Source organism: Brevibacterium sp. HMSC063G07 (assembly GCF_001810665.1).
In the GTDB taxonomy this organism is placed as follows: Bacteria; Actinomycetota; Actinomycetes; order Actinomycetales; family Brevibacteriaceae; genus Brevibacterium.
In genome coordinates, this window is record NZ_KV802360.1 from 242,409 (window position 1) to 261,703 (window position 19,295).

Here is a 19,295-nt window from a genome sequence, read left to right on the forward strand (position 1 = left end):
TGGCACACAGCGAAGCCCGGCCTTTATCTGTGCGCAGTTTTCGGTAGCGTGGGACTTGACACATCAACGACTGCTTATAGGAGTCAGCATGTCCCAGACCGTGAAGGGCATTGTCGCTTTCGCAAAAGAAGAACCCGCACAGCTTGTCGACATCGTCATCCCCGACCCCGGTCCGGGCGAAGTCGTCGTCGACGTTAAATCGTGCGGCGTGTGCCACACCGACTACCTCTATCGCCAGGGTGGAGTCAGTGACGACTTCCCCTTCCTGCTGGGCCACGAGTCCGCCGGTGTTGTCAGCGCCGTCGGCGAAGGCGTCGTCCACGTTGAGGTCGGCGATTTCGTCATCCTCAACTGGCGTGCCACCTGTGGTGAATGCCGCGCCTGCAAGCGCAATGAGCAGCAGTACTGCTTTGCCACCCACAACGCCAAGCAGAAGATGACGCTGACCGACGGCACGGAACTCGAAGCCGCTCTGGGCATTGGGTCCTTTGCCGAGAAGACCCTCGTTGCCGAACGCCAGTGCACCAAGGTCAACGAAGGCGATCCGGCGGTGCTCGGCCTTCTGGGCTGCGGCGTCATGGCGGGAATCGGCGCTGCTATGAACACCGGTGAGGTCACACACGGCGATTCCGTGGCGGTCATCGGCTGCGGCGGTGTGGGCTGTGCCGCCATTGCCGGTGCGAAACTGGCGGGTGCCTCCACCATCATCGCAATCGACTTCGACGACAAGAAGCTCGCCGCGGCCGAAGACCTCGGAGCCACGCACAGCTTCTCGTCGAAGGGCATGAGCGAAGACGAAGTCGTTGAAAAGGTCCAGAGTCTCACCGGCGGGTTCGGTGCAGATGTCGTCATCGACGCCGTGGGCCGACCTGAAACCTGGCGCCAGGCGTTCTACGCGCGCGACCTCGCCGGAACGGTTGTGCTGGTGGGCGTACCGACCCCGGACATGGAGCTGACCGTTCCCTTCATCGACATGTTCGCCCGAGGCGGCAAACTCAAATCCTCCTGGTACGGCGACTGCCTGCCAGAGCGCGACTTCCCCATGCTCACCGAGCTTTACCGGCAGGGTCGCCTGCCGCTGGAGAAGTTCGTCACCGAGCGGATCGGCATCGAGCAGGTCGAAGACGCCTTTGAGAAGATGGCACAAGGAGAAGTCCTTCGATCGGTTGTGGAGTTCACATGACAGACAGCACCGTCCGCATTGAGCGGCTCATCACCTCGGGAACCTTTTCGCTCGACGGCGAAACCTTCGACGTCGACAACAACGTGTGGATTGTCGGCGACGATTCGACCGTCGTCGTCATCGACCCGGCGCACAGCCCGGATGCCATTGCCGAAGCCGTCGGCGAGCGCGAAGTCAGCGCTATCCTCCTGACCCACGGCCACGACGACCACATTCGGTACGTCTTCGACGCTCAGGCCAAGCTCGGCGACCCGCCGATCCTGCTCAACCCCGCCGATTCCGTGCTGTGGGACCAAGTGTTCGAGGACCGTCAGCCCACCGGACGGATCGATGACGGCGACACCTTCACGGTGGCCGGTCTGCGCCTGAGCGCGATGCACACACCGGGCCACTCCCCCGGCTCCACGTGCTTCTACATTGCCGAAGGCCTCACGGGTGCCGGACTGCCCGAAGACGTTCGGGGAACCACTCCCGCAAACGCCGAGGTGCCGGTCCTCCTTTCCGGTGACACTCTGTTCAACGGGGGCCCGGGAGCGACAGGACGGTCGCATTCGAGTTTCGACACGATCATCGACTCGATCCGGCAGCGGCTTTTCGCCCTGCCTGAAGACACGATTGTGCTGACCGGACACGGTGATTCCACCAGCATCGGCGCGGAAAAGCCGCATCTGCAGGAATGGATTGAACGCGGTCACTGAGCCGCTGCGACACATCACCGCGGGGCCGGGCGCTTTAAGCGCCCGGCCCCGGTATTATTCAGCGGACATGATCTGCGCCACAGCGGCGTATCATGTCATCCGAAGTTCACCAGCTGTTTTTGTTCATAAGGATTTTCATGGCCACCACCCAACTGCAGAAGCGCCTGAAGACCCGGCACCTCGTCATGATGAGCCTCGGTTCGGCAATCGGCGCGGGCCTTTTCCTCGGTGTGGGCGAAGGCATTGCCGTCGCCGGCCCGGCAATTCTCCTGGCCTATGTGGCTGCCGGACTCATCATCATCTCGGTTATGCGGATGCTCGGCGAAATGGTTGCCGCCGACCCCAACCCGGGAGCGTTTTCGTACTACGCGGGCAAGGCGCTGGGCCCATCGGCCGCTTTTGCCGTCGGCTGGCTGTGGTGGGTGCAGCTGTGCCTCGTCGTTGCCGTTGAAGCGACAGCCGCCGCACAGATCATGCGGTCTGCTTTCCTGCCCGATGTCCCACAGTGGATCTGGGTGCTCGCCTTCATGATGGTCTTCACCGTCATCAACCTCATGGGCGTCGGCTCGTTCGGCGAATTCGAATACTGGTTCAGCTTCATCAAAGTCGCCTTCGTCATCCTGTTCCTCATTGTCGTCACAGCATTCCTGTTCGGACTTACCCCCGGCGAGTCACCCGGGCTGAGCAATGTGCAGGGCGTAGACCTCGCGCCTTCCGGCATCGGCGGAATCGGCACCGGCCTGCTCATCGTGATCTTCGCATTCGGCGGCATTGAGATCCTCGCCGTCGCGGCTGCCGAAACCGCCGACCCCGAAACTTCGATCCGCAAGGCGATCGCCGGCATCGTGCTGCGCATCCTCGTGTTCTACATGGGCTCGGTCGCGCTCATGATCCTCGCCGTCCGCTGGGACAACCCCGACCTCGCCGAGAACCCGTTCGTCACGACGTTGACGGCCACGGGACTGCCGGCCGTCGGCACCGTGATGGCCATCATCATCGTGGTGGCGCTGCTGAGCTCGCTCAACGCCAATGTCTACGGGGCGTCCCGCATGGTGTTCTCACTGGCCCACCGCGGCATGGCGCCAGCGGTCACAGGGCGAGCAAACAACAGGGGCGTGCCGATCCCGGCGATCGTGGTGTCGGTCCTGATCGGCTTCGCCTCCGTGCTTGTGAATGCCTTCAATCAGGACAAGGTGCTGTTCATCGGCCTCAATGTGGTCGGCTCGACGCTCATCGTCACCTGGGTGGCGACCGTGGCCAGCCACATCATTCTTCGCCGACGGGCCGAACGGGAAGGCACACACCTGCCCATGAAGATGTGGGGCTATCCGGTTCTGTCATGGCTGACCGCCGCGGCCCTGCTTGCCGTGGTCGTGCTGGGCATGTTCGCGCCGGACACCCGAACACAGATGCTGTGGACCTTCGGCATCTTCGCCATTGTGTGGCTGATCGGCGTTGTCGTGACGCGCGGGAAGTCAGTTGAGCAGGTCACCGGCGGAGACGAACTCGCCTCAGATGATCCTCACGCCTGGTAGACCAGGGCGGTCGCCACGGCGGCAACCCCTTCACCTCGTCCGGTGAAGCCCAGACCGTCGGATGTCGTGCCGGACACCGTGACCGGCGCTCCGGCGGCCTCACTCAGCACCCGCTGGGCTTCGGCCCGGCGGGTGCCGATTTTGGGACGGGTACACACGGCCTGCACCGCAATGTTGCCGATGGCAAAACCGGCTTCGCGCACCAGACGGGCGGCCTCCTGCAGCAGCTGCGCCCCCGAGGCCCCGGCCAGTTCCGGCCTGTCAACGCCGAAGTGGGCGCCAAGATCGCCGATGCCGGCGGCTGAGAACAGAGCATCACAGCAGGCGTGAGCCACCGCATCGGAATCGGAGTGGCCCTCAAGGCCCGGACCGGCGTCCTCCCACAGCAGACCGGCCAACCACAGGGGGCGCTGCGGGTCGTCTGAAAAAGCGTGGCTGTCTATGCCGATTCCCACCTGCATTGTCATTCTCCTCGCAGTCGAGCGCGCGCTTGGCGCAGATCATCGGGGTAGGTGATTTTGTGTGCGGCTTCTGCTCCGGGCACTCCCCTGGCGGGAATACCGATGGCTTCCAGAAGACCGGCGTCGTCTGTTGCTGAAATGCCGGCTTCACGCGCGTGCTGATGTGCCGCCCGCAGGTCTTCTGTACGGAACCCCTGCGGGGTCTGGACTCGTCTCAGCTGGGATCTGTCAACGGGCACGGCGAGGTCCTCCACTGCCGAGGTGTCGCCGGACACAGTTCTTATTGTGTCGGCAACCGGGAGGGTCGGCACGACATTGCGCTCACCGGCGCGCAGAGCTTTGATCACGCGGGTGAACACTGCCTCGGGCGTGAGCGCGCGGGCAGCGTCGTGCACCAGCACAAAGCGCGGACCGGCGGATTCGAGCACGGTGAGTGCGGCGGCAACCGAGTCGGTCCGCTCAGTGCCGCCTTCAACGACAGCAACCAGGCTGCGCGGAAGACCCAGCGCGTCACATTCGGCGTGTGCGACAGTGCGTGCGTGATCCAACAGGTGTGCTGGTGCGGCAATGACAGTGAGCCCGCAGCCGGCGCGCAGCCCACAGCGCAGCGACCACGCCAGAAGCGTGCGGCCTTCAAGTTCGACAAAGGCCTTCGGACGGTCAGCGCCTAAGCGCGTACCGGACCCGGCGGCAGGAATGATGAGGGCTGTCTCCACGACAGCCATGGTAGCCGTCAACAGTCAAACACAAAGCCCGCGCTCAGAGCACTCTGAGCGCGGGCCGTGCTGCGAAGATCAGGAAGCCAGAACTTCGTCAAGCATTGCTTCGGCTTCGTCTTCTTCCTTTTCCTTGGCCAGAGCCAGTTCGGAAACAAGAACCTGGCGAGCCTTGGCGAGCATCCGCTTTTCGCCCGTGGAAAGTCCACGGTCCTGTTCGCGGCGCCACAGGTCGCGAACAACTTCTGCGACCTTGATGACATCGCCGGATTGGAACTTCTCGAGATTGGCCTTGTAGCGGCGCGACCAGTTTGTGGGCTCTTCGGCAACTTCGGCGCGCAGAACTTCGAAGACCTTTTCCAGACCCTCTGCGTTGACGACGTCGCGAACACCGACGAGGTCGCAGTTCTCAGCAGGGACTTCAATAGTCAGATCGCCGTGCGAAACCTCAAGCTTGAGGAAGACGGTCTCTTCACCCTTGATCTTGCGGGTGTTCACTTCTTGAACAGTGGCTGCACCGTGGTGCGGGTAGACGACGGTGTCTCCAACCTGAAAACTCATACTCTTTAGTCCCCTTTCGGTGACCCATCTTACCACGACACTTTCCGCAAATTGGGCGGCCATCGTCCACAGTGTGATATAGCGTCTCAGCCGCATATTCAGAGGAACATGGGAGATTCCACACTGAATCCTGTGACCCGAGTTTCGGACCGTTGGCAGAAACAGGTACGATTCCGTCAGAGGCCAAGCATTACTTCTTCTAGGAGCTTTTATCGTGAAAAGGCTGACCCGCTTCGGCGCTGTCGCGCTCGCAGCAGCCCTCGTTGCACCCCTCAGCGGCTGCGCCGCGCTGATCTCGTCCCAGCAGACCGCCAAGTACCACTACAACGGCGGCGACGGCGCTGCCACCTCGATTGACGGCGTGGACGTTCGCGGCATCCTGCTCATCTCAGACGAAGACCAGGAAAAGGCCCAGCTGTTCTACACGCTGGTCAACAACACCGACAAGACAGCCGATGTTTCGATCAAGGCCGGCGACAAGTCCGTCAGCCAGACCGTCAAGGCGGGAGAAAAGTTCTCGCAGGACCCGCAGAACCCCAACGCTGAGGGCGCTGACGAAGTCATCGTCTCCGGGCTGAACCAGCCCACCGGCACCCTCGTCGACGTCACGGTCACGGTCAACGGCAATTCAGAAGACGTCCAGACCCAGATTCTCGACGGCAGCCACTGGTACTACAAGACTCTGGAACCCAGCAGCGCACCGTCTGCCACAGACGGCGCAACGGACGACGCCACCGAGGACAGCACCACCGGCCAGTGAGCTCTGTGAGCCAGCACCCCCAGCGGACAGGCTCACACACAGCAGAGGTCCCCGAGCGATTATCGCTTGGGGACCTCTGCTTGTGGCGGCTGCGGGTATCAGTCTTCGAATTTGTAGCCCAGGCCGCGCAGGGTTGTCAGCAGCTTAGGCTCGGAGGGGTTGACCTCGATCTTGGCGCGCAGACGCTTGATGTGCACGTCGAGGGTTTTGGTGTCCCCCACGTAGTCAGAGCCCCACACCCGGTCGATCAGCTGACCGCGCGTCATAACGCGCCCTGCATTGCGCACCAGCATCTCCAGCAGCTCAAACTCCTTCAGCGGCAGCTGCATTTCCTCACCGCGGACCGTGACCACGTGGCGGTCGACGTCGACGCGCACGCCGCCGGCTTCGAGCACATCGTCGAACTCGTCGTCGACAGAAGCTGATCCGCGGCGCAGAACAGCGCGGATGCGAGCCAGGAGCTCACGCGAGGAATACGGCTTCGTCACGTAATCATCAGCGCCGAGTTCAAGGCCGACGACCTTGTCGATTTCGGCGTCTTTTGCGGTGAGCATAATGATCGGCACGTTCGACCGGCCGCGAATGATGCGGCAGACTTCCGTGCCGGGCAGCCCGGGCAGCATGAGGTCCAAAAGCACGAGGGCCGCTCCGGCGGTCTCGAATTCTTCGACCGCCTTCTTGCCGTCGGCCGCCACAACAACGTCGTAGCCTTCGCGACCCAGCAGGTAGGACAGCGGGTCCGACAGCGACTCTTCGTCTTCGACCAGCAGAATTTTGGTCAACTCATGCCTTTCTCTCGCGACCCTCGGCGGCGATTCCGTCAGAGGGTGTGTTTTCCGGCGGCTTCAGGTGCCGAACGTTATCAGCCGGCGCTGCCGGCAGGGCGATGGTGAAAGTCGACCCTTCACCGGGACGGCTCCACACGTCGATGCGCCCGCCGTGGGTGGCCACGATGTGCTTGACGATCGACAGGCCCAGGCCGGTGCCTCCGGTGTTGCGCGAACGTGCAGGATCGACACGGTAGAAGCGTTCGAAGATCCGCTCAGTGTCTTCTGCCGAAATGCCGATTCCGTGGTCAGTCACGACAATGGAGGCATCGCCGTCAGTGGACTCAACACTTATGCCCACGGACGTGCCCGAGTTCGAATAGTTGACCGCGTTGTCGATCAGGTTGCGCACAGCATTGACCAGCAGATCAAACGAACCCTGCACAGCGGCGCCGGGGCTGCCGGAAACTGACAGTTCGATGCCCTTTGCATCGGCATTTGTGCGGGCGCGGTCAACCGCTTCCTGCACGACGTCGTCAAGCTCGACCCGCGTTGTCGATTCCAGCTGTTCGTTGTCCTGGACCCGCGACAGATTGATGATCTCCTGAACAAGCTGCGCCAGACGCGCGGATTCCTTCTGAAGCTTCCCGCCGAAGCGCTGCACGGCGTCGGGGTCGTCAGAAAAGTCGGTGACGGCTTCGGCCATCAGGGAAATAGCGCCGATGGGGGTTTTGAGCTCGTGGGAAACATTTGCCACGAAGTCACGCCGGACGGCGTTGATTCGGTGAGACTCCGTGTGGTCATCACACAGCACAAGAACATAGGCCTCAGCCAGCGGGGCAACGCGCGCGTGCAGATAGCGGCGACTCTTTTCGTCTGATCCGCGCTGGGTTTCGAAGTCGATCTCTTCGATCAGGCCGCGCACGCGCACCCGCCCAACGGCTTCGCGCAGCTGCGGGGCGGCCAGGACGTGACCGCGCACAAGGCCGAAGGTGTAGGCGGCAGGCGATGCCTTCGTGACATCATCCCCGGCGTCGATGACGATTGCCGCACTGGGCAGAACGGCGAGAACTTCGGCGATGCCTTCGGGAAGTTCGTCATCCGAATGCAGCGACGCGGATGACCACGAGCTTTCGGACATGCGAAACGCCAGGATCCCGGCGATGCCCAGAATGAGCCCAACTCCGCCGGTAATGAGCGAAATAATCAACACGTCCACACTGACAGCCTAAACGCACGGTGACGCGGGTTCTATCTGACAGCGACGGAGCGTGCGACATTTCCCCCGGTATTCACATTGGGGACAGGCTCCTTTAACTCCCGCTTGAAAGCGTTAACTTGGTTCGTGTTGGTGTACAGTGCCTCACGTAGAACTTCAAGGAAAGGACCTCGAGTGCGCGAAGCCTTCCGCAATGAACTCGAATCCATCGCCGACGGACTTGTCGAAATGGCCGAAAAGGCCACCGTGGCTATGGAGAGCTCAGTTCAGGCTCTCTTGGAAAACAACCTCGAACTCGCTCAGCAGGTCATCGCCGCTGACGATTCGATCGACGGCATGCAGGCTTCCCTGGACCGCCGTTCAGCAGAAGTGCTGGCCCTCCAAGCTCCCGTCGCCGCCGATCTGCGCGCTGTCATCGCGGCGCTGAAGATGTCGGTTGCAATCGAGCGCATGGGCGACCTCGCCCGCCACATCGGTTCGCTCGTGCGCATCCGCCACCCCGAACCGGCACTGCCGGAGCAGTTCCGCGACGTCTTCACCCACATGGGCACGACCGCGGTGCGCATCGGCAACGCTCTCGTTCAGCTGCTGAGCGAACCCGGCACGGCGGCCGTGCCGATGATCGCGGCCATCGACGAAGAACTCGACACGCTTCACCTGCGGGTGTTCACCATCATCGGCGAACTGTCCAACGGTGAAATCTCGCCCAGCCAGATTGCCGATGTCACGCTGATCTCCCGCTATTTCGAGCGTTTCGGCGACCAGGCCGTCAACGTGGCACACCGCGTTGAGTACCTGCTCACCGGTTCGTTCGAACCGACGCTGACAGCGCTTCACGACTCCGAACCGGCACGCCGTGAAGCTGAAATCGCCGACATCCGCGCAGAGCAGGACGAAAGCTGACCACCAGCAGACTGCTTGAACGCTTAAGGCCCGGTGTCCACATGGACACCGGGCCTTAAGCGTTGGTTCTGGGCTCAGAGCATCAGCGCACCAGTCACTTCTTGCCCTGGGCGGCAACCGCGGCTGCGGCTTCGGCTGCCGCTTCGGGATCGAGGTAGCGGCCACCGGGGTTCACTGGCTTCAAATCTTCGTCGAGCTCGTAGTGCAGCGGAATGCCGGTGGGGATGTTCAGCCCCACGATGTCGTCGTCACTGATGCCGTCGAGGTGCTTGACGAGCGCGCGCAGCGAGTTTCCGTGCGCTGTGATCAGAACAGTGCGGCCCAGCTGGAGGTCTGGGACAATCGAGTCGTACCAGTACGGCAGCAGACGCTTGATGACGTCCTCCAGGCATTCGGTGCGCGGGATGGCAGAACCCAGGTTTGCGTAGCGCGCCTGCCCTGCCTGTGACCATTCCGAGCTGTCGTCGAGTTCCGGCGGCGGTGTGTCGAAGGACCGGCGCCAGATCATGAACTGCTCTTCGCCGAATTCTTCGCGGACTTCGGCCTTGTTCTTGCCCTGCAGCGCACCGTAGTGGCGTTCGTTCAGCCGCCATGAGCGTTTGACGTCGATCCAGGAACGGTCAGCGGTTTCCAGGGCAAGGTTCGAGGTGATGATGGCGCGCTTCAGGCGCGAGGTGTGCAGAACATCGGGCGCCAGCCCGGCTTCTGTCAGCAGCTCCCCCGCCCGGGCGGCTTCGGCGCGGCCCTTGTCAGTCAGGGGCACGTCAACCCAGCCGGTGAAGAGGTTCTTCTTGTTCCATTCGCTTTCGCCGTGGCGCAGCAGCACGAGGTTGTAAGTCATAGCCCTATTCTTCCATGTGAGGTCAGTCCTCGGCGGTTCTATCCGCCGAGGACTGACTGCCTGTCTCAGTCGGTGTCGGTCTCGGTGAACGTGCCGATGAACTCGTTGTCGTCGTTATCCAGCAGGTGTTTGAACGCTTCGAGGTTGCGAGTGGATTCGCCGCGGGCGATCCTCCACGCCCATTCGCGCTTCATGGATGTGAGAAAGCCGTGGACCAGCAGATCATTGAAGCTGCCGTCAGACACTGTGAGGACTTCGCCCATCACCTGATCGATGATCTCGGCCGTCCACGCGGATGCGGGGATCGATGCGCGCAGGTAGACGTCCCCGTGCGGGTCGAGGAAGAACGACACCAGGTGAAGTATCTGATTGCGGCGCAGCATCCACCGGTAGAACGCGGCGTGGTTTTCATCGGGCCTGCGCATGAGGAACGCCTGCAGGTCGACCCGGCTGGGTGTGAAGCGCACCGACACTGTGGTTTTGAGCTTCTTTTCGCCTGGCAGCGTGACCACCAGGTGGCCGACGTCGACCACGTCGAACTCGACCTGCGCGTCTTTGGCCCACGCAACCAGCGCAGATGCTGTTTCTTCGATCGGCGTCATTCGTTCCTCCCCGCGGACTGTTGGCCCGCTCCGGCGGCAGTGAGTGCTGCCATTACCTTCTCAGCACAGGCCTGCCACGTAAACCTCTGCACACGTTCGCGGGCTGCCTGGCCCAGACGTTCCCGCAGCTGCGCATCGTCAAGCAGCCGGGCGAGCGCCTCCGCCCAGCTTCTGTGGTCGCGGCCTTCCAGAAGCACTCCCGTCGTCCCGCTGTCGACAATGACTTCCAACCCGCCCACGCGGGAGGCCAGTACGGTACGACCGGCGGCTGACGCCTCGGCGGCGACAAAGCCGAACGACTCCGAACGCGACGGCACAATCACAACGTCAGCCGCCCGGTACCAGTCGGCGAGCTCTTCGGCGGGCACGGGTTCGCGGACCTTCAAACTGTCTGCCACTCCCAGGCGTCCGGCGAGTTCGGCGTACACGCTTGCGTGCGCGTCCCCGGAAACCGCGCCCAGCTGGACCATGCGCGTTCGGGCCGCCAGATCCGGGCGCACCGACCGCAGTGATGCGAGTGCTTCAATTGCCAGATCGGTTCCCTTGACCCGCTGCATCCGGCCGACCCCCAGCACCAGCAGGTCGGCGTCCGCCCCGACACGGCGGCGTGCCTGAGCTTGATCGCCGGGGGTGAATACGTCTGTTCGCACGCCCGGCGGCACGGTGAGAACTCTGTCGGAGGCAGCCCCCAGCAGTTCGCGTGCGTCTTCGGCTTCTGCCGGGGTGTTGGCCACGATGATGTCGGCCGTCTGGGCGATCCGCCGTTCAGCTTCCAGCCGTTGGGACGGTTCGCGGTGGCCAGGGAAGTCGCGCTCTTTGACCGCGGCGATCGTGTGAAATGACACGGCAGTCTTCTTGCGCGGCTGAGCCCGCAGGGCGGCATCGGCCGAGATCCAGTAGTGCGCCCACACAAAGTCGGCTGCCCGGTAGTCAGAATGTTCGCTCAGCTGTCCGGCAAGGCGGTCGATGTCATCAGCCAGTTCGTCTTTTGTTTCTGCTCTCGTGCTCAGCAGGTGAACTCGGATGCGGGGACCCAACTGACGAGGTGCCGTTTGGCTGCCGCTTTGCAGCTGCGGGTCGGCTGTGAAGATGTCGACTGTGTGCCCGGCTGCGGCAAGTTCTTCCGCGACGTTGAGGGCGTAGACGTTGAGGCCTCCGGCATCACCGGCACCGGGCTGGGCGGCCGGGGAGGTGTGCAGGGAGATGAGCGCCAAACGGCGAGCGGGCGGGTTCGGCATCGGCGGCTCAGCTGTCAAAGAACTCGCCCAGTATGCGGCGCACGTCCTGGCGTCCGCGCCACAGAATGGAGCCTCGCGGCAGCACTTCGAGGCGAGCGTGTGGGAAGGCGTCAGCGTATTTCTGTGCGACTTCGACCGGGTGGCTGGTGTCTTCTTCGTGTGTCAGCACGAGAACATCGCCTGCGAAATCTGAGGCTCCCGCCGGATTGTCCACGGCAGTCCTGCACGCTAAGCCGATGCCGTCTTCGAGGTCGGTTGTCATGATTGCCCGGGCCCGTCCGCGCGCAAACTGCTGGGCTTCGGGCATCTGCCGGACTTCGGGGGCTTCGCGTTCCGCAAGGGCCCTGGCGAGGCCGTCTTCGTCGCCTTGTGCGACATAGCTGCGCAGCATGTCGGTGTAGGCGGCGAAGTTCTCCATCAGGTGTTCCGGCGGCGCTGTCCACGACGCGGGCAGGACGAACGCGGCCTTTTTCAGCCCGCGCGCTGCGTGGTGGCCGTCGGTGATGAGTCTGGCGAGAGCACCAGCGCTCATGGACACCCCGAGTGCGCGATCGGCGTTCGTGCGTTCGAGAACACCGGCAAGCGCCTGGGCAAGCATCGGATATTCCCAGCCTGGACCGGGCGATGGATTGCCCCCGTGGCCGGGCATGTGGGGAAAGACTCTTGTGCCGCGGATGCCCGCCGCAAAAGGCCGGGTGTCGCGGATGCTGCCGCCGAAGCCGTGGGCGAAGACGGTCGTGGGCTCGCCCGAGCCGATGATGGCCGTGTAGTGCTCATCCGCGCCCGGCAGGTTGGTGCGCGTCACCTTCTGTGGCGGCGGGATTCAATGGCACGCAGCTTCTTGGCCATATCGCCCAAGTAGATGCCTGCCGCCACAACGCTGGCAATGCCCAGCAGACCGAGACCGCTCCTGACTCCGGTGAGTGGGAGGTTGGCGAAGGCCAAAGCGGCGGCCACACCCAGGATGCTGCACCACAGCGCCTTGGAGTGGCGGTCAATTGCCTTGTACGCCTCGTCGGAGAATCGCAGCGAATCGATGAACGCGATCGTCGTCAGAGCAAAGACGCCCACCTGGATGAGCATCATGATTCCCATTTGAATGTTCCCAAGCACCAGCATGGTGCCATTCTAGACTGCGCGGACCGGCACCTCGTGAGCCTTCAGGTTCTGTGCTGTCCTCGGCGGCTTTCCGACCTGGCTGCCCAGCGGAGATCACTCTCCGTCAAGTTCCGGCAGGCCCGGCAGGACGTCGTCGGCGGCGGCTTCGGTCAGACCGGCAGCGCACATGAGGTCGTGCGCCAACGGACGCAGCATAAGGATGACAGTTTCGTCCAGTCGGCCCTGAGCAAACGGCGCTTTGACATCCAAGCGCGCCGCCACCGACGCCAAATACTCCTCCGCCGGAACGCGAGACGTTCCCCGGCGCAGCGCAATGCCGAGCATGGAACTGCCCTCGGCGAGCGCATCGATGAGGTTCGCGATCTCCGGCCGCGCATCACCCGTCTGAGTCAGCGTGACGGACCGACGCGCCACGATCCTCACCATGCGCATAGAACGGTCGGCGTACTCAGCGGCACGGGCAAGCCGGTTGACCTCGGCCGCGTAACGGCGGGACCGCGCGTTGATGCGGGTGGCCTCCTTCGACACGCTGACCGAACTGTGCCACTGATCGACAAAGCTCTGCGTGTCGCGCGCACGCCCCAGCGCACGCTGGGCCGCCCCCTTATCCGCCGTGCGGATGCTGCGTGAAATGTCCTGCAGAATCTCGGAAATCTCATCGAGCAGAGAAGCTGCCCTGTCCCGCGGAGCCTTGCGCGCATCGTGGGGCACGATAAGGCTCATGAGAATCGCAACAGAGGCGCCGACGGCAGCGTCGACAGTCCGATCAAACGGATAGGCGTTCAGCGCAGGCGGGACCGTGACCACATAGATGGACTGCACGCCGATCTGCGTGATGAACAGCGGACCGGAATTGATCAGTGCGCCCACGAGAATGCCGCAGAACATGACCAGCGCCATCTGCCAGATGCCCGTGCCGAACAGCGACAGCACCAGCTCGCCGGCCAGCACACCGAAAATCGCACCGATGCCGAATTCCGTGGCCCGCCGCAGGCGACGGTCCGTGACAACGCCCGTTCCCACGGTTGCGGCGACCGCGGCCAAGAACGGGTACTGGTGCCCCAGGACCAGCAGACAGAACGAATACGCAACAACGGCGCCGATGACCACCTGCAGGTACTGGCCGAAATTCGCCCTGATCCGACGCAGACCCAGCCGAGCGCGCAGCCCCAGGTACGAACCCAGGCGCCGGGCCCGCGACGGCTGCTTGACTGTACTCACTGAAGCACCTCCTCCTGAAGTCTATATATCGACATTCCACGAAATATGAAAAGCTGGTCGTCGGAGGACCAATGACATCAAATCTCACCCGCACAGAGGCCCAAGAGCGAGCGCGCCTGCTCACCCTTGAGGCCTATCGCATCAGCCTGGACGTTTCTGGTGCGCCCAACCGCGATATGTCCACGTACGATTCGGTGACGACCGTGACGTTCACCGCGGCCGAAGATTCCACGACGTTCATCGACATCATCGCCGACTCTGTGTATGCCGTCAGCATCAACGGAAAAGACCTTGACCCCACGACAGCTTTCGACGGCTTCCGCGTCACCTTCCCCGTCACGGCCGGACAGAACGAACTGACGGTCGGGGCAAAAGCGCTGTACTCCCGTTCCGGTGAGGGCATGCACCGCTTCTTCGACCCCGCAGACGGCAAGGTCTACCTGTACACGCAGTTCGAGCCGACCGACGCCCGCCGCGTCTTCGCCAACTTCGACCAGCCGGACCTCAAAGCCGTCTTCGAGTTCGAAGTGACCGCACCGAGCGACTTCACCGTGCTGTCCGGTGGAACCAGCCGACAGTCCGAAGAGGTCGCCAAGGACATCACCCGGCACAGCTTCGCCCCCACTCTGCGTCAGTCGAGCTACATCACCTGCGTGTGCGCCGGGCACTACGTTGAGCTCACCGACTCCTACACGCGGACCGGTGCGGGTGCAGACGGCGCAGACCTCACCATTCCGCTGGGACTGTACGCCCGGGCCAGCCTCGCCGACCACATGGACCCCAAAGCGATCTTCACGGTCACCAAGCAGGGCCTCGACTTCTTCATGGACTTCTTCGACTACCCCTACCCGTGGGGTAAGTACGACCAGATCTTCGTCCCCGAATACAACCTCGGCGCCATGGAGAACCCCGGCCTGGTCACCTTCACCGACGACTACCTTTTCCGGGACGCCGTCACCCGACGCCAACTGGAGGCGCGCGCCAACGTCATCCTGCACGAAATGGCACACATGTGGTTCGGGGACCTTGCGACCATGACCTGGTGGGATGACCTGTGGCTCAAAGAGTCCTTCGCCGACTACATGGGCGGACTCGCCCTGGCAGAAGCCACCGAGTTCGACGACGGCTGGGTGTCCTTCGCGCTGTCGCGCAAAGACTGGGCCTACCGCCAAGATCAGTACCCCACAACGCACCCCATCGTCGCCGACATCCCCGATGTCGAAGCTGCCAAACTCAACTTCGACGGCATCACGTACGCAAAAGGCGCGTCCGTGCTCAAACAGCTGGTCGCCTACGTGGGCATTGACGCTTTCCGCGAAGGCTCCCGCCAGTACTTCCGCGACCACGCCTACGGCAGCACCACGCTGGAAGACTTCCTGTCCGCACTCGATGCGGCAGCACCTGACCGGGACGTCCGCGGCTGGGCCAAAGCCTGGCTGCAGACCACCGGCATGAGCGAAATCGGCATCGACCTCGACGTCGACACGGACGGAACGATCACCTCCGCAACGGCCTACCAGCGCAACTGCGACGGCTCTGATGTGCTGCGCCCGCACACCATGCGGGTGGGCACATTCACCAAAAACGGTGCCGCCATTGAGCTCACGGACTCCTTCACCCTCGACTTCGACACCGCAAAGGCCGAAGTCAGCCATCTGGTCGGCGCACCCGCACCGGACCTCCTGCTGGTCAACCACGGCGACGACGACTTCGTCAAAATCCGCCTGGACGAAAGATCCACCGCCACCGCGCTGCGTCACGTCAGCCGGCTGGAGGACCCCATGGACCGCGCTCTCGCCTGGTCGGCGCTGACCAATGCCGCACGGGACGGGCTTCTGCCCGTGACGGACCTCATTGAAGCCCACGCTCGTTCCCTCGGCCGTGAAGACCACGCAGGCATCGCCGGAGGAGTGTGTGCGACAGTGCTCGGCGCACTCGACCGCTGGACGGCCGACGCCGACCACCCGGAGGCGCTGCGCTCACTGCTGGGCTCAGCACTCGACGCTCTCGCTGCGGCCCCCTCCGGCTCCGACGTGCAGCTCGACCTGGCCGAACTGGCACTTGTGCTGGTGCAGCGCGCCGCCGCCCTGACCCAACCGCACCCCGTGGACACCGCTGGACGCCAGTGGGCTTCGAAGGTTCTCAATGCAGAGCTCGGCAGCGCTCTGAACGACGGGGCCAACGACCTCACCATCGAGCACTCACTGCGCTGGCTGGCACTGACCGCGCTGGTCACACAGGGCTGGGCCGACCAGCAGGACATCGATATCGAGGCCAGACTCGACAACACCGGTGCGGGCCTTCTGCGGGCACGCACAGCGCAGGCTGCCATGCCGCTGGTGTTGGCCAAACAGCGCGCGTTCACCTCAGCCGTTGACGACCACACCCTGTCCAACGATGCACTGAGCGCAACCATTCAGGGCTTCATCGCACCGTGTGCCCTGCCGTTGCGCGAACCGTTCGTCAAACAGTACTTCGAGCGACTGGAATCGTTCTGGACTGACCATTCGATCGAAATCGCTCGTCGCCTTGTGCTGGGCCTCTACCCCACGTGGAGCAATGACGCACAGCGGGTACTCGACCTGACGAATGCATGGTTGGACGACCACCCGCAGGCGCCCGCCGCTCAGAGGCGGCTGCTGATAGAACTCGCCGACAACCAGGCCCGGTCCATCCGCCTGCGCAGGGCAGGCGAACGGACAGAGAAGCCGGTCGGCACCTCGGGCCACCCTGGGCGGCACCTCAGAGCGGTCAAGGATCAGAACAGCTCTTCGGCCAGAAGCTCCAGCGTTCGCTCCCGGGCGACCGAAGTGCGCAGGTCCTCGTCTGGATAACCGCCGGCAACAGCCTGCATCATGACCTCGTCGACGCCGCCCTCGGCTGCCAGTTCGCGCAGCTGACGGGCGGCGTCGGTCGGTGTGCCGATGATGTACGTCTGTGCGAGCTTGTCCGCCACCGCGCGGTGCCCGGCCGACATGACCTCGTCCGTTTCCCGTCCCACCGTCGGCATGGAGCGCATGGGAGCGCCCACCCGCAGGTTCGCCATCTGGTACAGGAACGGCTGTGCCAGATTCCAGGCCTCTTCCTCGGTTTCAGCGACAACCACGTTCGCTGTCATAAAGCTGCGCGGCTGTCTTCCGAACTGGGTTGCTTCGAACTGGTCGCGGTACAGCTGCATAGCCTGCTGTGCGCCGCGACCGGCAAAATGATTGGCGAACACATAGGGCAGGCCGAGGACTGCTGCCAGCTGGCTCGAATAATTACTGGACCCCAGAAGCCACACCTGGGCTGCAGGACTGACATCAAGCTTCGGGGTGGCTCTCAGCGTGTGTTTGCGGTCGCCGAACAGCTCCACGTCCAGCCCTTCGGGGCCCAGCAGGCGAAGAATGTCCATGACGTGCTGCGGGAAGTTCTCCACGGGATCAATCGGCTGGCCCTCCCGATTGACCACCTGGCCCTCCCCCAGGTGGCCCCACATGGCCATGCGCGTAAACGGGTCGGTGCCGGGAGCACGCCCAATGCCCAGATCAATCCGGTCGCCGTAGACCGCGGCCAGCAGGGAGAACTGCTCAGCCACCGAATACGGCGCGTGGTTGGGCAGCATGACACCGCCAGAGCCCAAGCGAATCCGCGAGGTGTTCTGCCCTAAGTGCATAAGCTCAACTGCGGGATGGCTTGACGCAATGGCCGGCATGTTGTGGTGTTCGGCCACCCAGTAGCGGGTGTAGCCCAGGGCATCCGCCTTTTCTACAAATGACTTCGACGCCCGCAGAGCGTCACTGGTTGTCTGTTCGCCGCGAACGGGCACAAGGTCGAGGATCGAAAGCTTCAACGGTGTTTCAGTCATAATGCCGGAACACCCCTAGTCGAGGAGGAATTCCCCAAGGCCGTCGAGGTGGAGCTGAGTGGCCGAGGTGGGCTCGGATGGACTGCCGGGAGACGTTGATGAGGAACTCACCCGTCGCGGCCATGGACGGGCCTGGCGTTCGCAGGAGGGTCCCCGACTTCCTGAATGGCGTGGCCGCTGCAGGCAGTCATGGTGACGGTAGCGCATTCGATGCGCGACACGGAGAACCACCGCATCGCACCGCGCAGGAGGCACCATCCGACCAGATACCACCGACCGCCTGCAGAAGCGAAAAGCACGGGTTCAACCTCACGAACAGTCGTAGTGCCCTCCCGCGATGTATAGCGAATGCGGAGCACTCTTTGTTCGGCCATCGCTTCCTCTATCGCTGACTGAATAGTGCGTGAGGAAGAAGGAAGCGAATCCACCCAGACCCGGTGGGCAAGCTCGTCGGCCTGCGCCCGAGTCTTGGGATCGAGGACGTCCATGATCTTCTTGACCCCGGCGCGCGCCAGATCGGCATAGGGCGCATCTGACGCGGCGGACACCGCCACCATGAGCGCCACGGCCTGCTCCGGGGACAGGGTAACGGGCGGAAGGGAAGCGCTCTTGGCCAGTCCGTACCCACCGCCCGGACCGGGGCGGGACCAGATCGGCGCACCGCTGTTCTCCAACGCGTATAGGTCGCGCTTGACGGTGCGGACCGACACTTCGAACTCTCGCGCCAAGCGCTCGGCCGATACACCTCGCGTCCCGCTGCGACGCAGCATCTCGGACAGAGCGTGTAGTCGTTCGGCTCTCTTCACTGCGCGAACCTCACCAAATTCATGACATAAATGGTGACATACGGTTGTCCGCCAAGGCTGGGAGCCTTGTCCTATGACAGCAACACACAACATCAGACCTGCCGTCCTCGTTCCTGGCCACTGGCTGGGAGCATGGGCCTGGGACGAGGTCGTTGAGCACCTCACGACCGATGGCACGCGCACAGTGGCGATGACGCTGCCGGGCCGCGACGAGGACGACCCAGAGCGTGCGGCAAAGACGGTCGACGACCAAGCAGCAGCGATCAGGGACACGATTGCCGAGCAGGGCGATCAGCCTGTGCTCCTCGTCGCGCACAGCGGCGCCAATTTCCCCGTCAGTCTCGTTCTCGACCGGCACCCCGAGCTGATTGCACGGGTGGTGTGGGTCGATTCCGGCCCCGTGGCCGATAGCACTGCCTTCGCCGCCGACTTCCCAACCGAGAGTGAAGACCTGCCGCTGCCGTCGTTCGATGACCTCGGTCAGCAAGCCAGCCTCGAAGGGCTGAGCGCCGAAGCACTCGAGCGCTTCCGAACAAAGGCTGTCCCAGAGCCCGCTCCCGTGCTGCGCCAGTCCGTCGAACTCACGAACGGGGCCCGCCACAGCGTCCCAACAACCATGGTGTGCTGTTCAATTTCCGGCGAACAGGTGATGGCGTTGGCCAAGGCAGGTCACCCCATGTTCGCTGAGGTCGCAAACCTCGAAAGCCTCGATGTCGTAGACCTCCCTACAGGACACTGGCCCATGTGGAGTCGACCGCGCGACCTCGCCGAGATCATTCGCGCAACGTCGCAAACAAGCTAAACTCCACTCGCAGCTG

General features: G+C 63.3%; 20 protein-coding genes. 7 read left to right on the top strand and 13 right to left on the bottom strand.

The features are described 5' to 3' along the window. The first annotated feature begins 88 nt into the window (after nt 1–88). The 3 genes from HMPREF2757_RS07570 (at nt 89) to HMPREF2757_RS07580 (ending at nt 3,416) form a co-directional block, all read left to right on the top strand. Nucleotides 89–1,183 carry an S-(hydroxymethyl)mycothiol dehydrogenase gene (locus tag HMPREF2757_RS07570; RefSeq protein WP_070574826.1) on the top strand — a complete coding sequence of 365 codons (1,095 nt, stop codon included), beginning with the start codon at nt 89–91 and terminating at the stop codon, nt 1,181–1,183. Next, complete coding sequence (locus tag HMPREF2757_RS07575) at nt 1,180–1,881, top strand: MBL fold metallo-hydrolase (RefSeq protein ID WP_070574828.1); 702 nt, start codon at nt 1,180–1,182, stop codon at nt 1,879–1,881. Before HMPREF2757_RS07570 ends, HMPREF2757_RS07575 begins: the two co-directional genes overlap by 4 nt. Nucleotides 1,882–2,018: 137 nt before the next feature. Then, nucleotides 2,019–3,416, top strand: coding sequence for an amino acid permease (locus tag HMPREF2757_RS07580; protein WP_070574830.1), 1,398 nt, complete (start codon nt 2,019–2,021; stop codon nt 3,414–3,416). On the opposite strand, the gene ispF is transcribed toward HMPREF2757_RS07580, so the two are convergent. From ispF to HMPREF2757_RS07595, 3 genes are all read right to left on the bottom strand, one after another. Next, nucleotides 3,404–3,883, bottom strand: coding sequence for a 2-C-methyl-D-erythritol 2,4-cyclodiphosphate synthase (gene ispF / locus HMPREF2757_RS07585; protein ID WP_070574833.1), 480 nt, complete (start codon nt 3,881–3,883; stop codon nt 3,404–3,406). The two genes, HMPREF2757_RS07580 and ispF, sit on opposite strands and share 13 nt — an antisense overlap. After that, nucleotides 3,880–4,593: a 2-C-methyl-D-erythritol 4-phosphate cytidylyltransferase gene (gene ispD / locus HMPREF2757_RS07590; RefSeq protein ID WP_226829334.1), complete on the bottom strand. Its 714-nt coding sequence runs from the start codon at nt 4,591–4,593 to the stop codon at nt 3,880–3,882. Before ispD ends, ispF begins: the two co-directional genes overlap by 4 nt. A 78-nt stretch (nt 4,594–4,671) precedes the next feature. Then, the gene (locus HMPREF2757_RS07595; protein WP_019175786.1) at nt 4,672–5,154 is read right to left on the bottom strand and encodes a CarD family transcriptional regulator; all 483 of its coding nucleotides are present in this window, start codon (nt 5,152–5,154) and stop codon (nt 4,672–4,674) included. A 214-nt stretch (nt 5,155–5,368) separates the two neighbouring features. On the opposite strand from HMPREF2757_RS07595, the gene HMPREF2757_RS07600 reads away from it, so the two are divergent. Next, nucleotides 5,369–5,914 (top strand): hypothetical protein, encoded by a 546-nt coding sequence (locus HMPREF2757_RS07600; protein ID WP_070574839.1) that lies wholly within the window; start codon nt 5,369–5,371, stop codon nt 5,912–5,914. 98 nt (nt 5,915–6,012) lie between these two features. Here HMPREF2757_RS07600 and HMPREF2757_RS07605 read toward each other — a convergent pair whose 3' ends face one another. Beyond that, nucleotides 6,013–6,696, bottom strand: a complete 684-nt coding sequence (locus tag HMPREF2757_RS07605) for a response regulator transcription factor (protein ID WP_070574842.1) — start codon at nt 6,694–6,696, stop codon at nt 6,013–6,015. Nucleotide 6,697: 1 nt separating this feature from the next. Next, nucleotides 6,698–7,900: a sensor histidine kinase gene (locus HMPREF2757_RS07610; RefSeq protein ID WP_070574845.1), complete on the bottom strand. Its 1,203-nt coding sequence runs from the start codon at nt 7,898–7,900 to the stop codon at nt 6,698–6,700. Between the two features lie 174 nt (nt 7,901–8,074). Here HMPREF2757_RS07610 and phoU point away from each other — a divergent pair, with 174 nt between their 5' ends. After that, nucleotides 8,075–8,803, top strand: a complete 729-nt coding sequence (gene phoU, locus HMPREF2757_RS07615; protein WP_070574848.1) for a phosphate signaling complex protein PhoU — start codon at nt 8,075–8,077, stop codon at nt 8,801–8,803. A gap of 94 nt (nt 8,804–8,897) precedes the next feature. Here phoU and HMPREF2757_RS07620 read toward each other — a convergent pair whose 3' ends face one another. The 6 genes from HMPREF2757_RS07620 to HMPREF2757_RS07645 all read right to left on the bottom strand — a co-directional run bounded on the left by HMPREF2757_RS07620 (nt 8,898) and on the right by HMPREF2757_RS07645 (nt 13,824). Then, nucleotides 8,898–9,644, bottom strand: coding sequence for a phosphoglyceromutase (locus HMPREF2757_RS07620; protein WP_070574851.1), 747 nt, complete (start codon nt 9,642–9,644; stop codon nt 8,898–8,900). Nucleotides 9,645–9,709: 65 nt separating this feature from the next. Beyond that, nucleotides 9,710–10,246: a YbjN domain-containing protein gene (locus HMPREF2757_RS07625; RefSeq protein WP_070574852.1), complete on the bottom strand. Its 537-nt coding sequence runs from the start codon at nt 10,244–10,246 to the stop codon at nt 9,710–9,712. After that, on the bottom strand, nt 10,243–11,484 hold the full coding sequence (locus HMPREF2757_RS07630; RefSeq protein WP_070574853.1) for a glycosyltransferase: 1,242 nt from the start codon (nt 11,482–11,484) through the stop codon (nt 10,243–10,245). The genes HMPREF2757_RS07625 and HMPREF2757_RS07630 overlap by 4 nt, the downstream gene beginning before the upstream one ends. A gap of 7 nt (nt 11,485–11,491) precedes the next feature. After that, the gene (locus tag HMPREF2757_RS07635) at nt 11,492–12,289 is read right to left on the bottom strand and encodes an alpha/beta fold hydrolase (protein WP_070574856.1); all 798 of its coding nucleotides are present in this window, start codon (nt 12,287–12,289) and stop codon (nt 11,492–11,494) included. Beyond that, complete coding sequence (locus HMPREF2757_RS07640; protein WP_070574859.1) at nt 12,286–12,603, bottom strand: DUF2516 family protein; 318 nt, start codon at nt 12,601–12,603, stop codon at nt 12,286–12,288. The genes HMPREF2757_RS07635 and HMPREF2757_RS07640 overlap by 4 nt, the downstream gene beginning before the upstream one ends. A 93-nt stretch (nt 12,604–12,696) precedes the next feature. Beyond that, nucleotides 12,697–13,824: an FUSC family protein gene (locus tag HMPREF2757_RS07645; RefSeq protein ID WP_226829332.1), complete on the bottom strand. Its 1,128-nt coding sequence runs from the start codon at nt 13,822–13,824 to the stop codon at nt 12,697–12,699. 71 nt (nt 13,825–13,895) lie between these two features. Between HMPREF2757_RS07645 and pepN the strand changes: the two genes are divergently transcribed. Further along, on the top strand, nt 13,896–16,658 hold the full coding sequence (gene pepN / locus HMPREF2757_RS07650) for an aminopeptidase N (protein ID WP_083304176.1): 2,763 nt from the start codon (nt 13,896–13,898) through the stop codon (nt 16,656–16,658). On the opposite strand, the gene HMPREF2757_RS07655 is transcribed toward pepN, so the two are convergent. Together HMPREF2757_RS07655 and HMPREF2757_RS07660 are read right to left on the bottom strand one after the other, a co-directional pair. After that, nucleotides 16,583–17,671, bottom strand: coding sequence for an LLM class flavin-dependent oxidoreductase (locus tag HMPREF2757_RS07655; RefSeq protein WP_218079086.1), 1,089 nt, complete (start codon nt 17,669–17,671; stop codon nt 16,583–16,585). The two genes, pepN and HMPREF2757_RS07655, sit on opposite strands and share 76 nt — an antisense overlap. 107 nt (nt 17,672–17,778) lie before the next feature. Continuing rightward, nucleotides 17,779–18,477 (bottom strand): helix-turn-helix transcriptional regulator, encoded by a 699-nt coding sequence (locus tag HMPREF2757_RS07660; protein WP_083304177.1) that lies wholly within the window; start codon nt 18,475–18,477, stop codon nt 17,779–17,781. Nucleotides 18,478–18,550: 73 nt separating this feature from the next. Here HMPREF2757_RS07660 and HMPREF2757_RS07665 point away from each other — a divergent pair, with 73 nt between their 5' ends. Continuing rightward, on the top strand, nt 18,551–19,279 hold the full coding sequence (locus tag HMPREF2757_RS07665; protein WP_070574869.1) for an alpha/beta fold hydrolase: 729 nt from the start codon (nt 18,551–18,553) through the stop codon (nt 19,277–19,279). Nucleotides 19,280–19,295: the final 16 nt, after the last annotated feature.